Source organism: Synechococcus sp. W55.2 (genome assembly GCF_047461635.1).
Lineage (GTDB): Bacteria > Cyanobacteriota > Cyanobacteriia > Thermostichales > Thermostichaceae > Thermostichus.
Genome location: NZ_JANSHM010000003.1, coordinates 16,973 through 30,610, shown reverse-complemented (window position 1 = coordinate 30,610; position 13,638 = coordinate 16,973). Strand labels below are relative to the sequence as shown.

General features: G+C 58.7%; 12 protein-coding genes. 5 read left to right on the top strand and 7 right to left on the bottom strand.

Translation table 11 applies throughout. The features are described 5' to 3' along the window. Positions 1 to 64: 64 nt before the first annotated feature. Positions 65 to 772 carry a cob(I)yrinic acid a,c-diamide adenosyltransferase gene (locus NW828_RS01285; RefSeq protein ID WP_414380952.1) on the bottom strand — a complete coding sequence of 236 codons (708 nt, stop codon included), beginning with the start codon at positions 770 to 772 and terminating at the stop codon, positions 65 to 67. Positions 773 to 1,846: 1,074 nt separating this feature from the next. Next, positions 1,847 to 3,058, bottom strand: a complete 1,212-nt coding sequence (locus tag NW828_RS01280) for a phosphodiester glycosidase family protein (protein ID WP_414380951.1) — start codon at positions 3,056 to 3,058, stop codon at positions 1,847 to 1,849. A 336-nt stretch (positions 3,059 to 3,394) separates the two neighbouring features. Here NW828_RS01280 and NW828_RS01275 point away from each other — a divergent pair, with 336 nt between their 5' ends. Then, positions 3,395 to 4,321: a D-isomer specific 2-hydroxyacid dehydrogenase family protein gene (locus NW828_RS01275; protein ID WP_414380950.1), complete on the top strand. Its 927-nt coding sequence runs from the start codon at positions 3,395 to 3,397 to the stop codon at positions 4,319 to 4,321. 56 nt (positions 4,322 to 4,377) lie between these two features. On the opposite strand, the gene NW828_RS01270 is transcribed toward NW828_RS01275, so the two are convergent. The 3 genes from NW828_RS01270 to gltX form a co-directional block, all read right to left on the bottom strand. Next, on the bottom strand, positions 4,378 to 5,460 hold the full coding sequence (locus NW828_RS01270; protein ID WP_414380949.1) for an isocitrate/isopropylmalate dehydrogenase family protein: 1,083 nt from the start codon (positions 5,458 to 5,460) through the stop codon (positions 4,378 to 4,380). Between the two features lie 167 nt (positions 5,461 to 5,627). Then, positions 5,628 to 6,434 carry a GAF domain-containing sensor histidine kinase gene (locus tag NW828_RS01265; protein ID WP_414380948.1) on the bottom strand — a complete coding sequence of 269 codons (807 nt, stop codon included), beginning with the start codon at positions 6,432 to 6,434 and terminating at the stop codon, positions 5,628 to 5,630. A 78-nt stretch (positions 6,435 to 6,512) separates the two neighbouring features. Beyond that, on the bottom strand, positions 6,513 to 7,976 hold the full coding sequence (gltX, locus tag NW828_RS01260) for a glutamate--tRNA ligase (protein ID WP_414380947.1): 1,464 nt from the start codon (positions 7,974 to 7,976) through the stop codon (positions 6,513 to 6,515). Positions 7,977 to 8,210: 234 nt separating this feature from the next. On the opposite strand from gltX, the gene NW828_RS01255 reads away from it, so the two are divergent. Next, on the top strand, positions 8,211 to 8,561 hold the full coding sequence (locus NW828_RS01255; RefSeq protein WP_011433285.1) for a hypothetical protein: 351 nt from the start codon (positions 8,211 to 8,213) through the stop codon (positions 8,559 to 8,561). Between the two features lie 286 nt (positions 8,562 to 8,847). Here NW828_RS01255 and miaB read toward each other — a convergent pair whose 3' ends face one another. Further along, positions 8,848 to 10,182 (bottom strand): tRNA (N6-isopentenyl adenosine(37)-C2)-methylthiotransferase MiaB, encoded by a 1,335-nt coding sequence (gene miaB, locus NW828_RS01250; RefSeq protein WP_414380946.1) that lies wholly within the window; start codon positions 10,180 to 10,182, stop codon positions 8,848 to 8,850. A 121-nt stretch (positions 10,183 to 10,303) separates the two neighbouring features. Here miaB and NW828_RS01245 point away from each other — a divergent pair, with 121 nt between their 5' ends. The 3 genes from NW828_RS01245 to argB all read left to right on the top strand — a co-directional run bounded on the left by NW828_RS01245 (position 10,304) and on the right by argB (position 12,709). Then, positions 10,304 to 10,738, top strand: a complete 435-nt coding sequence (locus tag NW828_RS01245) for a BlaI/MecI/CopY family transcriptional regulator (protein ID WP_414380945.1) — start codon at positions 10,304 to 10,306, stop codon at positions 10,736 to 10,738. Beyond that, complete coding sequence (locus tag NW828_RS01240; protein ID WP_414380944.1) at positions 10,735 to 11,616, top strand: M56 family metallopeptidase; 882 nt, start codon at positions 10,735 to 10,737, stop codon at positions 11,614 to 11,616. The genes NW828_RS01245 and NW828_RS01240 overlap by 4 nt, the downstream gene beginning before the upstream one ends. 154 nt (positions 11,617 to 11,770) lie before the next feature. Then, the gene (argB, locus tag NW828_RS01235) at positions 11,771 to 12,709 is read left to right on the top strand and encodes an acetylglutamate kinase (protein WP_414380943.1); all 939 of its coding nucleotides are present in this window, start codon (positions 11,771 to 11,773) and stop codon (positions 12,707 to 12,709) included. On the opposite strand, the gene NW828_RS01230 is transcribed toward argB, so the two are convergent. Next, positions 12,706 to 13,515 (bottom strand): hypothetical protein, encoded by an 810-nt coding sequence (locus NW828_RS01230; protein ID WP_414380942.1) that lies wholly within the window; start codon positions 13,513 to 13,515, stop codon positions 12,706 to 12,708. The two genes, argB and NW828_RS01230, sit on opposite strands and share 4 nt — an antisense overlap. Positions 13,516 to 13,638: the final 123 nt, after the last annotated feature.

Sequence of the window (13,638 nt, the reverse complement as noted above, 5' to 3'; positions counted from 1 at the left end):
TGGGACTCCGCCCCCCTGACGCGACCCGTGTTGCCTAGGTCTTTCGGAGCGGAAACTGTTTGCGCTAGCGGTGCGGAGCAACATGGGCTGCTGTAGGCATAGCACTTGTGCCGTTGAATTGAGGGGGATCCAGAGAGCAGGCAACATTCCCATCGGCAGTGCGGAGCCCTGGGCCTGGGATGCCACGTAGGCGCAGCTGCGTGATCAAGTCCGCCCGCTCCAGAAACGAATCCGGCATCTCCGGCCCGGTGATCACCATGTCCATGGAGATGGGGCGTTGGTCGATTAAGCTCAGCACTTCAGCTTCTGAGATCAGGCCCAACTTCACAGCCAAGCTCAGCTCATCCAACACCACCAAGTCATAGCGGCCACTCCTGACAGCCTCCTGGGTGAATTGCCACAGCTCATCCAATGCCACCCGCTCCTCAGGCTCTAGGTGAGGTGTATCGATGCAGCGGTGCAGGCGACAACGAACCCACTCCAAGGATCTGCCCAGGGAGAGACGATTTTCGGGCCCCTGATTGATCCCACCCTTGAGAAATTGCACGATCAGCACCCGCGTTCCCTGGCCTGCCAAGCGCATCGCCTGAGCCATGACGGGCGTAAACATGCCCCGGCTGGGGTGGGTGTAAAGCTGCAGGGATCCCTGGGGAACCAACTGGGCGGAGAGGGATCCATTCTGCTGAAGGAAAAGCTCGCCGGCAGCAGGGCTGGCTTGAGGCGCAGGCTGTTTGGCGCGGGCTACAGGAGCGGCATCCTTGGAGGAAGGCATAGGATTTGGAGAAGCAGTGCAAACCACGTTCTATCTCGCGAGCAGGCTAGAGAACACGGCCCTAGGTTATAGGGCCTACAAGTGGTGGAGAGCGTCGGCTATGGATTCCATGAAACACCACCTGTGCGTATCCGTCAATGAGTCGGTTCTGCTTCTAGCTGGCATACAAATCATCCCCAATAGAGTAATAGAAAATACAATCCTTGCCCATCCTAGCTTTTCGGCACAAGAGGCAATACCTGAAAAGCTTTGACAGGGGATCTCAATAAAATTTCAGGCCTAGCCCAGAAGCTTGTGTGCAGGGCTATCTCACTTGAGTATAGAGGTGCTCTATAAAAATTTGAGAAAAAGATCAATTTCTTCCAAATAAGATTAACTCTCACAAACAGGAATGCCAGTACCAGCAGCCCACCCACGAGAGAGGAGCAAGGGTCAACCTACCGCAAAAGCCTTGTCCACCAGGAGAGATAGTCATTTTTAAAATAACTATACATTTGGTCGGGAGCCGGGTAGGCCTACACATTAGCGAACATTCGTAGTAGAGAGAATTGTAACCAAAAGTCCAAGGAGTTAATTTCTAACCTCGAGAGTGAAGAAATATAAATTCGTCAATCATCTTCGTCAAAAAATGGATTATTGACAATACTTTTTTGAAAACCAGAATCTGATTTAGCAGAAGCGTAAAGAATTGCGTGCCTTTTATACTCTGAGGTCGTCTTCTTCAAGAGATCGCCTCTTTGATCATTTTTCTTACCGGTCTCAAGGCCAATGTTTTCTACTTAATTTAATCTCTATTTCTGTTATGAGAAATGAGCATTGGGCGTTCAGTTTGGATCCCACTTAAAATTGACCTGAAAAAGCTCTGGGGCTTTGGGTGCTGAGATTGCCGGGATCCCATTGCGCAATCAAAGCCGAGTCCTTCCTCTGGCGAGGAGAGATTTTTGTTGAGAAGGTAGATCCAATCCTGGAGAATACTTGACCCCTCATCCAATCAGCCAGAAAGTCCGGGGATCCCACCCTCGATCCCTGGATCAAAGGGAAAAGACTCCATCCCGCCGGCACAAAAGTTTTCTGTCACCGACTTGGGCTTGGGAAAAACCCTAGGCCATTGTGAACTCGGGGTGTGCGCCGCCGGGAGGGACTGGGATCCGTCTCACTGTTGGGTGGGCTGGCTTCTGGGTGTCGGTGTTCCAAATTGACGGCTTCTCCCCCCAGCACCAAGGTGGATGCATTGCCCCCATCCAAGTTCAAGGCATGGCGACAGCCCAATTGCTGCATCAACTGTGCCATCTCCAGCGGGGTGAGCCCTTGATTTTCCTGGGCATTGCCGGCGGTAACCAGCAGCAAATGTCCGCTGTCCAGTTGGCCGATGGCACTGCGGGCGGCTCGCTGCCGGCGAAAGAGAGGCTGAAATCCCTCCAATCGGGCATCCAAAACCACCTGCCCATCCAAGAGCAAGAGCGGCCCTGCCCCTAGGATGTGGGGATAAGCTTCCAGCTCAGGCGGATCCAAGCGCAGATGAAGGCTGAGGCGATCCCCGGGAACCAGCTTGCGGGCTTCTAGGGCACCTTCTAGCCCCCGCCCTGCCAATACATACCCCTCACTGGGAATCTGTACCGTTAAACTGCCGGCCAGGCCCGCCACCAGAATTTCTTGCACCTGATCCTGCCGCACCATCACGAGCATTTCGTCGTCCGTTTGGGTGGTGTAGGTGGATCCCCAGTCGGGGGTGAACTGGGAGATGCCAGGCAGGATATAGCCTGTATTGATGCCCACCACTGGGATTTGATCCCCAATGGCATTGCGCAGCTCTGCTTGCATCCGCAAACGGGCAAAGCGCACGGATCCCCCTTCTTGCCCTGCCGTCCCATCCGACCAGGCGATGACCCCACGACCCAAAATGGGGCTGGAGATCCAACGGCCATCCCGACGAATTGCCCCCAGCGGCTGACGGGTGTTGCGGTTGAAAAACCCACCGTTAATGGCGGCTACTGCTCCCTGTTCGGGGCCAAAGGAAGACAGCTCCCCCAGACCCACCAGCCCCGCAGGTGCAGCCCAGATAGGCCGCAGTTGGCCCGCTGCGAGAGAAATGACCACGATAGAAACTGGGATCCGATTGTCTCCAACCCAAACCTCCTTCCGGTACAAAGGGATCCCTTGCACCACCCGCACCGGCTGCACACCGAGGGTCACCTGAGCTTGAGCAGCCACGCTGGGCAAAAAGAGAGCAGCAGTGCAGGCTAACCCCCAGCCCATGACCCAGGCGCTCAGCTTGGTTTTGGACATGTCTTCACGTCTTTAGGGCTTCACCGTTGTCATCGGGAGATGATTATCCCCCTGCGGCAAAGGTTCCCATCACAATGAGCGACAACAGGATCCCGGGAAAGAGCAGCGTCACCAAGATCAGCAGTTCGGATAGGGTCATTGGGGAATGCTACCTACTTAAGGATTGAGCCAACACAGCAGCCCTAATTTTCACCCTAGCGATCCTATGGAAGTGGCCCAGGATCCCTTTGGGATCCCTTAACACTCGATCACCGGTTTTTGCGGCTGCCCGTGCATGCCATCTCTCGCTCTGCCGACAGTATCCTGGCAAGGGGAAAGCCTTATCCAACGGTTCCTATGGGCATCCAAGGCAAACGCATTGCCGTCGAACCCGGCCATCTTCGCCCCTGGCTCAAAGAGGCTGTTTTGGCAGGGGGTGGCGAAATTGTGCCCCTGGCAGAAGCAGAAGCCTTGGTCTGGGCCGATGCCTTTGATGTGCCCGGCCTGAAGCGTTGTCTGGCGGAAGGGAAAGGGATCCGCTGGGTGCAGCTGCCCTGGGCAGGGGTGGAACCCTTTGTTCGGGCAGGGGTTTTGCATCCTGCCTATGTGTGGACTTGTGGCAAGGGGGTCTATGCCCAGCCAGTGGCGGAACATGCCTTGGCCCTGACCTTGGCCGGCTTGCGCGACTTGAAGATCCGCGCCTTGGCCCAAACTTGGCAGGAGGGCTCCGGTACCAGCCTCTGGGGTAGCCGTGTGGTCATTTTCGGGGCCGGGGGCATCGCCCAAGAGTTGATCAAGCTGTTGCAGCCTTTTCAGTGCTCCATCGACGTGGTGCGTCGCAAGGCGGATCCCTTGCCGGGTGCCACACGGGTGGTGACGCTCGCGGAACGGCAAACGGTGTTGGCAGGGGCAGATGTGGTGATCCTGGCTTTGGCCCTCACGCCGGAAACCGAGGGGATCATCGCCCAAGCTGAGTTGGAGCAGATGGGATCCCAGTGCTGGCTGGTGAATGTGGCGCGAGGCAAGCACATCGTGACCTCCGACTTGGTGGCCGCCCTGCAGCAGGGGGTCATTCGCGGGGCCGCCTTGGATGTTACGGATCCCGAGCCCCTACCGGATGGGCATCCCCTCTGGAGCTTGCCCAATTGCCTGATTACCCCCCACACTGCTCTTACCGATGCCATGATTGTCCCAGCCCTCTCTAAGCGGGTGCGAGAAAATGTGCGGCGCTTCCGGGCCGGGGATCCCTTGCTAGGGGTGGTGGATCTGGCTTTGGGGTACTGAGGCCCCCAGTCCCTCCCTTTTGAGGAGCCTGGGATTAGAACATTTGACGCCAAACCCTACTGCGGAGCCATCTCCCGCACGCGGGCAGCAATGGCCTCTGCCATCTCCTGAGTGCCGACGGGATCCCCGGTAGCCAGGTCGTAGGTGAGCTGCTTGCCTTCAGCAATCACCGCCTGCACCGCCGCCTCCACCCTGGCGGCAGCCTCCCGTTCTCCCAGGTAGCGCAGCATCATTGCCCCGGAGAGGATCAGAGCGCAGGGGTTGACTTTGTTTTGGCCAGCGTACTTGGGAGCAGAGCCGTGAATGGCCTCAAAAACCGCAATCCCATCGCCAATGTTGGCTCCTGGCGCCACCCCCAGCCCGCCGATCATCCCCGCGCACAAGTCGGAAATGATGTCCCCATAGAGGTTGGTGAGCACCAGCACATCGTAGAGCTGCGGCTTTTGCATCAGTTGCATGCACATGTTGTCCACGATGCGATCTTCAAACTCGATGTCGGGGTACTCCTGGGCCACCTCCCGTGCCACCTGCAGAAACAAGCCATCGGTGAACTTCATGATGTTGGCTTTGTGAACTGCCGTCACCTTCTTGCGGCCATTCTGGCGGGCGTACTCAAAGGCAAATTTGACAATGCGGCGGCTGCCGAAGTCCGAAATGGGCTTGATGCCAATGGCGGATCCCTCGCGGATGGGTTTGCCGGAGAGGCGCATCATTTCCTCCCGCGCTTGGATGGCTTCCGGCGTGCCCCGTTCAAACTCGATCCCGGCATAGAGATCTTCAGTATTTTCCCGCACCACCACTAGGTCAATGTCTTGAAAAGGGCTTTTGACACCGAGCATGGATTTGGCCGGGCGCAGATTGGCGTAGAGATCCAGCTCCTTGCGAATGGCTACGTTGACCGAACGAAAGCCAGTACCTACGGGAGTGCCAATCGGCCCTTTGATCGCCACTTTGGTTTCCCGAATGGACTCCAACACCTGGGGCGGCAAGGGGGTGCCGTATTTCTCGATCACCTCCACTCCTGCTTCTACCGGGATCCATTCGAACCGAACCCCAGTAGCCTCCAAGACCGTGGTCATCGCCTTGGCCACTTCCGGGCCGATGCCATCCCCAGGGATCAAAGTCACACGATAGGCCACAGATGCTTCTCCTCGCAGTGTTAACGACAGCGCAAAAACTCCGCCTTGCCAGCGTGAGAGGATCCCTCCACCAGACAGGTTAGAGAACCGGGAACCCTTGAGCTTAAACGACTATAGAACAGGTTGAGACTGAAAATGCTGCGTCTGCTACCTCAGAAAAGGGGGGGCTAGCCGCAAGATCGGGGACTCGGCGGCAGAGGGACTCGCAGCTCTACAACTGTGCCACTGCCAAAGCGGCGATTACGCCAAGCAATGCTTGCCCCGATCAACTCGGCTCGGTAGCGCATGTTGAGCAACCCGTGTCCATGGCCAGACGGCTGGGCGGGATCCGCCCCGCTCTTGGACTCCGGCATACCGCAGCCATCGTCGATGATCTTCAGCTCCAAGTGGGTGTAGGGAGCCTGAGGGTTGATAGAGGAACCGGCGTCCTGTTGAACCTTGGGCTGAATGATGAGATCGATGCGCCGTGCCCCCGCGTGTTTGACAATCAGAAAGCTGGCTTCCAGAGGTGTCCGGCTCAGCAGAGCCAAAGCCCCCAGCCGCTCCTCCCCCCGGTTAATCGGGTAGGCAACAAAGCCTCGCAAGCCATTGGCCTTCACCCACTCCGGGGCGGGCATCCAGGCTTCTTGGGCGGGATTGTTGCTCAAAAGCGGCAGACCCTCCTGGGCCACCCGTCCCAAAGGGCTGTCGTCAGGGTAGATCCGCTGAATTTGGTCATGAGCAAGACTGAGCAGGCCGGCATGGGCCACCGACTGAAAACATCCTTCCTGCGGGTCGAAAAACCAAAGGCGAGCTGAGGCTGCACCCAGACGATCCACCATCTGCCGTACCAAGGTCTGGGCCAACTTGAGCACACACTGCTCCGGCTCCCTCGTCTCTACAGAGTCCGAAGAGGATGGGGAAGACAACTGAGAAGAGAGCAGCACCAGTTCTTGGACAATTTGGTTTGCAGCCTGTAGCTGGCCTAGCAGCATGGGATCCCATCGCGGCAGCGGTGCGGAGCACTTTCTACAGAGGCAACCGAAGGCTTAACAGCAAGAGATAAACTTCCATCAACAAGAAACCAACTTCTGCACAGCCTCTAACCGCCCCAAGGCCCAGCCCCGCCGCTGCAGAAGCGCAAAAGATTGCAGCAAATCCGGCCCCTCTAGATCTCCTGTCAGGGCAGCCCGCAAACTCTTCATCAGCAGGCCCTTTTTCATGTTCTGGGCTTTGGCCACCTGATCCACCAGCGGCTTCAAGCTGTCCACCATTCGCGTCAGCGGGACGGAGTCGTTAACCTGAGGCAGCTCGGCAGCAGCCAACGTGGTGGCCATTGCAGCCATAGCCTCTGCCACCCCAGGCAGGCGCAACTGTTCCAGAGCTGGCAACGTGTAGCTGAGGGGCTCCTGAAACAAAAAGCGGCTGAGCGGAGGAGCCTCTGCCAGGCGGTCGATACCATCGGCAATCAGGCGGGCCACATCTTCTAACCAGGTGGGATCCGGCACTCCGGAAAGGTCAAACCCTGCCGCCTGCCAAAAGGGGGTGAGCCGCTCCACCAGTTCTGGCGGGGAAAGCCGCTTGATGTACTGGCTGTTGATCCAGTTGAGCTTGTCCCAGTCAAAGCGGGCAGCCGCACGGTTAACCCGGTCAAAGTCGAACAGCGCAGCCGCCTTTTCCAGAGAGAAAAGCTCTTCCCCATCTGGAGGAGACCAACTGAGCAAGGCCAAATAGTTCTTGAGAGCTTCTGGCAAAAAGCCCAGCTGCTGGAACTCCGTCACCGAAGTTGCCCCATCCCGTTTGGAGAGCTTTTTCCCTTCCGGGTTCAGGATTAAAGGAGAATGGGCGAACTGGGGAGGTTCGTAGCCAAGAGCACGGTAGAGCAAAATCTGCTTGGGGGTATTGCCGATGTGATCTTCGCCGCGAATCACATGGGTGATGCCCATGTCAATATCATCCACCACCACCGCCAAGTTGTAGAGAGGGTAGCCATCCGCTCGGGCAATGACCATGTCTCCTCCCAAATCCTGGGTGTTCCAGGTAATGGGGCCGCGGATGAGATCCACCCAAGACACCTCTAGGGGCTCCTCGATTTTGAAGCGGATCACTGGCTGCCGCCCCTCGGCTTCGTAGGCTCGTCGCTGGGCTTCGGTGAGAAAGCGGTGGCGGTTGTCGTAGCGGGGGGCTTTGCCGGCAGCCTTCTGGGCAGCGCGCATCTCCTCCAGCTCTGCCTCGCTGACGTAGCAGCGGTAGGCCAGCCCTTGATCTAGAAGCTGCTGCACCACTGCTTGGTAGCGCTCGATGCGCTTGGATTGGTAGATCGGCCCTTCATCCCAGTCCAGACCCAACCAGGCCAGGCCTGCCAAAATATTGCGGGTGTAACGGGGCAAAGAGCGATCGCGATCGGTGTCCTCAATGCGCAAAATGAACCGGCCACCGTGGCGACGGGCATACAGCCAGTTGAACACTGCCGTCCGGGCGGTGCCGATGTGCAGATTTCCAGTTGGACTGGGGGCAAGGCGAACACAAACACTCACAGGCTGAAGGCTCCCAAGCAGAGCATCCTGATCCTAGTCGGCGGCGAGATCCTTTGTCATGTTGGCCCTCCATTGGGTTGCAGGCGGTTGCCAATTGAGGCACTTCGAGTAGAATCCGCCTTAGCTGCCGGTCAAAAGGTAGGCTGCACGGGGATCAAGGTTGACTGGCAATGTCCAACCCCCCCTTTTTTCCGGTGTTGAGGAAAAGCTGTAGCGCAGGAGGAATCCCAGCACATGCGTCTGACTTTGGCCATTCTTCTGGGTTGTCTATCCGCCGGGATCCCGATTGGATCCGCCTTGGCCCAAATTGCCTATCCTTCCTATCCGGTGGGAGATGCCCTGGATAGGATCCTGTTGGATACAGGCAGGAATGTGGATCCGGTCATTTTCCCTGAGGAGGTGGTGCGCTCCCAGGCCCGGCAGACCACCGCCTTCTTCACCACGCTGCTGAACCAACGCACCAACATCCCACCCCTGCGCTCGCTAGATTTGCCCAGTCCCTATCAGGCTTCGGTTCGTACCCAGGCCGGGTACTACCGCGTGACCCAGACAGAGCCCGTTTTGGATTTTGAAATCTTGCGCTAGGCAGGGCAGGTATTCGGGGCCTGTTCCAGCGCCGGCCTGTTGCTGTTGCCAAAACGTTGTGTATGAAGCTCCGTTCTACTGCTGCGCGGAAGAAAGCTAGCTAGGGCGGTGGTTGTGCCCTGGTCGGCGTGGCGGAAAGGGCAGTGACTGCCTGGCGGTTGCCTTAAAGCTGTTCACCCAGGAGGGCATGGTTTTTCTCAGCGAAACAGCTCCCTGGAGAGGCGCTCCGCCGGCGCAATCGGACAAGAGGGAACTGGGGAAAGTTGTGTTTGTGAGAGCCTTCATCCTATGGCCCGCTCGCGCGGACGGTAACTGCCTCTCCGGTCAGCGAAAAAGCTCGCGTGGCGGTAATGCGCACCGGCACCAGGGATCCCTGCAGTTGCTCCGGATTCCCTTCAAAGAACACCAAGCGATTGCCGCGGGTACGCCCCATTGCCTGGCGGGGGTTTTTCGGGTTGGGGCCTTCCACCAGCACCTCTTGCACCTGGCCTAGGAGTCGGGCACTGCGGGCGGCGGCCACCTCGGCCACCAGTCGGTTCAGCCGTTGCAGGCGGTCGCTTTTTTCCTCCTCGGGCACTTGGTCGGGCCACTCGGCGGCAGGGGTGCCGGGACGAGGGGAGTAGGCGGCGGTGTTCACTTGGTCAAAGCCAATGTCCTGCACCAGTTGCAGGGTTTCTTGGAACTGAGCTTCGGTCTCTCCCGGGAAGCCGACAATGGCATCGGCGCTGATGGCGGCTTCGGGCATGTATTGGCGGATGAGCTGGATGATCTGGCGATAGCGCTCGTGAGTGTAGCCGCGCCGCATCCGCTTGAGCACTTCGTTGCTGCCCGCCTGGAAGGGAATGTGGAAGTGCTCGCAGACTTTGGGCAGCTCGGCGCAGGTAGCGATCAGCTCCTCGGTAAAGTAGCGCGGGTGGCTGGTGGCAAAGCGAATCCGTTCAATACCTTCCACCGAATGGACGAAGCGCAACAAGCTGGCCAGGTTGGTTTTCGGATCCAGATCCCGTCCGTAGGCATCGATGTTCTGCCCCAGCAACGTCACCTCTCGATAGCCTGCTCTGGCCACGTCTTCGATTTCGGCGCGGATGGCCTGGGGCTGGCGGGACTGCTCTTGCCCTCGCACCCGCGGCACGATGCAGTAGGTGCAGCGCTCGTTGCAACCGTAGATAACGTTGATCCAAGCAGTGACCTGGCTGTCGCGACGGGGCTTGGTGATGTCTTCTGGGATCTCAACCGGCTCGGTGGCCACCACCTGGTTTCCGGCTTCCACCTGCGCCAACAGATCCCCAAGGCGGTTCACGTACTGGGGGCCCATGACCAGATCCAGCTCAGGGACGCGGCGCAACAATTTTTCCCCTTCCTGCTGGGCCACACAGCCGGCCACAATGAGCTTGATGGCCGGGTTTTTGCGCTTGCGCTGCGCCTGGATGCCCAGGTAGGAATAGACCTTTTGCTCAGCATTGTCGCGGATGGTGCAGGTGTTGTAGAGAACTAAGTCCGCCTGCAACTCATCTTCGGTGGCCACATACCCCAGGGACTCCAGGATCCCGGCCATGCGCTCGGTATCGGCGCGGTTCATTTGGCAGCCGAAGGTGATGGTGTGGTAGGTGGGAGCAGCCATGGGAAGAAACAGTACGAAGAACCACCATCTTCGAGCTTAGCGGATCCTTAAAATGGCTGCGGGGCTTGAGACTCCAACAGTTAATCTAGCTAAATAGAAATTCCTACACCGGCAAAGGCTCATGTTGCCCAAGCATCGTCCCAAGCAACTGTCGCTGGGCCCTCTGGAGTCGGAAATCTTGGACATCCTCTGGGATCTGGGCAGTGCCAGCACCCGTCAAATCCACGAGCGCATCTTGGCCGATCCGGATCGGGAGCTGGCCTATGCCTCTGTGACTACAGTTTTGCAGCGCTTAAGCCAGAAGGGCTGGGTGAGCTGTGAGCGCCGCACCGATCCCCAAGGGCGGCATTTGCCGATGCTGTGGCGGCCTCGTCTTTCGCGTCAGGAAGCGGCCAGCCTCAGGGCCTTCACCCACCTGCAGCAGTTTTTGGCTGTAGGGGATCCCGATACGGTGGCAGCCTTTGCCGATAGCCTGGATCAGGCCAGTGTGTCCCAGTTGCAGGCGATTGCCGAACGGCTGCGGGCAGCCCGTCAAGCCAGGAGGGATCCGCGATGAGCCACTTGGGCATGTTATTGCTGGGCTTGGGCCTCAGTTGGCTGTGGCGGGTGCAAGTGCGCCTGGATAAGGGGGGCGGGTGGAGCCGGCGTTGGCAGCGGGCTTGGATCCACTTCTTGCTGCCCCCGCTGCTGTTGCTGACCACTGCTTTGGCCTTGGCCTGGATGGGGCCGTGGGGACAAATGGCCGGGGTGGGGGGCTGGTTCTGCTACGGCTGTGCTCTGCTGTTGCTGGCCGTGGCCGGCGGCGTGGCCTTGCACTGGATTTGGGAATACTGGCGCTCCTATCGACGCGCCCACCTGCAAGCTCTGGCCCAGGTGGATTTGCATGGCTCTCCGGCCTACGTGCTGGATTTGGAGATTCCTTTTGCTGCTCAAGTGGGGGTGTGGAATGCCCAGTTGGTGGTCAGCCGCGGCCTGCTGGAGCAGTTGGATGATGAGCACTTGCGGGCTGTAATCGCCCACGAAGAGGCCCATCGCCACTACCGCGATACCCTCTGGATGTTTGGAGTGGGCTGGCTGCGACGCCTCACCGGCTGGCTGCCCAACACCGAGGCCCTGTGGGAGGAATTGCTCACCCTACGGGAGCTGCGGGCGGATCGCTGGGCGGCCCAACGGGTGGATCCCTTGCTGTTGGGAGAGGCCCTGCTGCAGGTGGTGGGCTATGGCGTGGTGGAGCAACCGGCGGCGGCCTGGGTTGGCTTTGCAATGGCCGTGAGTTCAGACTCAGGGCAACGGCTGCAGGAGCGTATCGATGCCCTGCTGCAGCAGGCAGAGTCAGGGCCCGTCGATCCCCTACCCCATTCTTCTTCCATTCGGGGTTGGGCCTGGTTGGGGTTGTCCCTATTGCCTTTGCTGGCGATCCCGTTCCATACCTGAAGATTGACGGCGATTCCTCAACCAAATTGTCCTTGGGTTGGGGAAGCGAGCTTGAAAAAAAACCACCAGTTGACGCCCAAAGCCTGAGATCTGCTTTGCAAGCAGAATGGGATACTCTAGGTCAGGTTTTCTGGACTTCTAGGGACTTACAGCAGTGCAAACCAACTCTTCCCTTTCTGAGGCGACCGGGTCGGCGTGTGATCCCCTTACGCGGGCGCAGATCCTCATCGAGGCTTTACCCTACATTCAGCAGTACCAGGGCCGCGTTATTGTCATCAAATACGGCGGCGCAGCCATGGTGCACCAAGAGCGACGGGCCGAGGTGCTCCGAGACATCGTCTTTCTGGCCTGTGTGGGGATCCGCCCGGTGTTGGTGCATGGGGGGGGGCCGGAGATCAACAGTTGGCTACAAAAACTGGACATTCCCTTCAAGTTTGTGGATGGCTTGCGGGTTACCGATGCCGCCACCATGGAAGTAGTGGAGATGGTGTTGGTGGGCAAGGTTAATAAGCAGATCGTCCAGCTCATCAGCTTGGCCGGCGGATCGGCGGTGGGGCTGTGCGGGCGGGATGGCAACTTGATCAAAGCGCGATCCCAGGGCCGGGCGGAGATTGGCTTTGTTGGGGAAGTGAGCAGTATCAACCCCCAGTTGCTGCAAACCCTGTTGGAAGGTGGACAGATTCCGGTGATCTCCAGCGTGGCTGCCGATGAGACAGGCCAAGCCTACAACATCAACGCCGATACGGTGGCGGGAGAACTGGCGGCTGCTCTGGGGGCAGAAAAGCTGATTTTGCTCACCGACACCCCTGGCATTCTCAAAGATCCTCAGGATCGCAGCTCTCTGATTACGTTGCTGGATATCGAGACGGCTCGCCAGTTGATCCAAGCCGGTGTCGTCAAGGGCGGCATGATCCCGAAGGTGCAGTGTTGCATTCGCGCCTTGGCACAAGGGGTACGGGCAGCCCACATTCTGGATGGGGGATCCCCTCATTCCCTATTGCTGGAGCTGCTGACCGATGCCGGCGTGGGCACCAAGCTGGTTCCTTCTCAATTTGCCGCCCAGTTGGAAGGGCTGAACAACGGATCCTGCTAGGCTTCCTTGATGAAGCGCAGGATCTCCCGCACATGGCCGAGAAATTGGCTATCCACACTGAGCTGAGCCACAGCTTGGCGGGTCTCTTGGCGCAGTTGGCTGTGCTCCAGCTCGTTGCTGGCCCGGAACTGTTCCAGTTGGGCTTTGAGCGCGGCCAGCTCCTGCCGCAGGTAGCGCCGGGTTTCTTCCTCCTGTTGGGCCCAAGAACCGGGCTTGCCGGGATCCCATTGCTCCTGCAACTGCTCGACTTGGCGTGTCAACTGCTTTATCCGCTCGGCCAACTCGATGGCATCTTCGCGAGGGATCTGGATTTGCCCTTGCAACTGGGCCAAGCGGTCGGCCAAATACTCGTAGCCGCGGATGGCCGGGCGCAGAGCCGTCAACAACAGGGCAGCCACAGCGCTGGGGTAGCCGAGGGGGGTCACCTGCCCAGCCGCCAGGCCGTAGAAAACCAGAGCCGACAGCCCATGCAGGGCAATGGCTATGCGCAACGACCAGCAGCTGAGCTTTTGCAGGAAGGCAAACGTTGAATCTTCCACCGGGATCCCTCGTTCCTGAGACACAACCGCCTCCTGCTGAACGGCCTTGGCCTGAAAGTAGAGGTTCCAGGGAAGGGTGACGATCACCACCAGCCACCAAAAGCTGGCGATCCCAATGGCCCAATCGGCCAGCTCCCCAATAGGTAGCCCAAAAGCCCGCAACAGGCCAAACAGGATCCCGCCGCCGATCAACAACAGCAGCCCCGCCACCCAAACTGGGAAAAAGATTTTCGAGTAAGACACGGAGTAAGAGGTTGAGTAAGACATTGCCGGTTTCTCCTCATCAAGCTGCCTACAGCCTGCCCGAACCGAGCGGCCAGAAGCTCCTGAAGCGGCCAGTTTTCCGTCCGTCCCAGAGCCATTAGGGGTGCAGCTATAGCCATTCCCAAT

Coding starts and splice junctions, on each gene's coding strand:
- NW828_RS01280 (WP_414380951.1), bottom strand. CDS start 3,058: ATGTCCAAAACCAAGCTGAGCGCCTGGGTCATGGGCTGGGGGTTAGCC.
- NW828_RS01275 (WP_414380950.1), top strand. CDS start 3,395: ATGGGCATCCAAGGCAAACGCATTGCCGTCGAACCCGGCCATCTTCGC.
- NW828_RS01265 (WP_414380948.1), bottom strand. CDS start 6,434: ATGCTGCTAGGCCAGCTACAGGCTGCAAACCAAATTGTCCAAGAACTG.
- NW828_RS01245 (WP_414380945.1), top strand. CDS start 10,304: ATGTTGCCCAAGCATCGTCCCAAGCAACTGTCGCTGGGCCCTCTGGAG.
- NW828_RS01230 (WP_414380942.1), bottom strand. CDS start 13,515: ATGTCTTACTCAACCTCTTACTCCGTGTCTTACTCGAAAATCTTTTTC.
- miaB (WP_414380946.1), bottom strand. CDS start 10,182: ATGGCTGCTCCCACCTACCACACCATCACCTTCGGCTGCCAAATGAAC.
- NW828_RS01255 (WP_011433285.1), top strand. CDS start 8,211: ATGCGTCTGACTTTGGCCATTCTTCTGGGTTGTCTATCCGCCGGGATC.
- NW828_RS01285 (WP_414380952.1), bottom strand. CDS start 772: ATGCCTTCCTCCAAGGATGCCGCTCCTGTAGCCCGCGCCAAACAGCCT.
- NW828_RS01240 (WP_414380944.1), top strand. CDS start 10,735: ATGAGCCACTTGGGCATGTTATTGCTGGGCTTGGGCCTCAGTTGGCTG.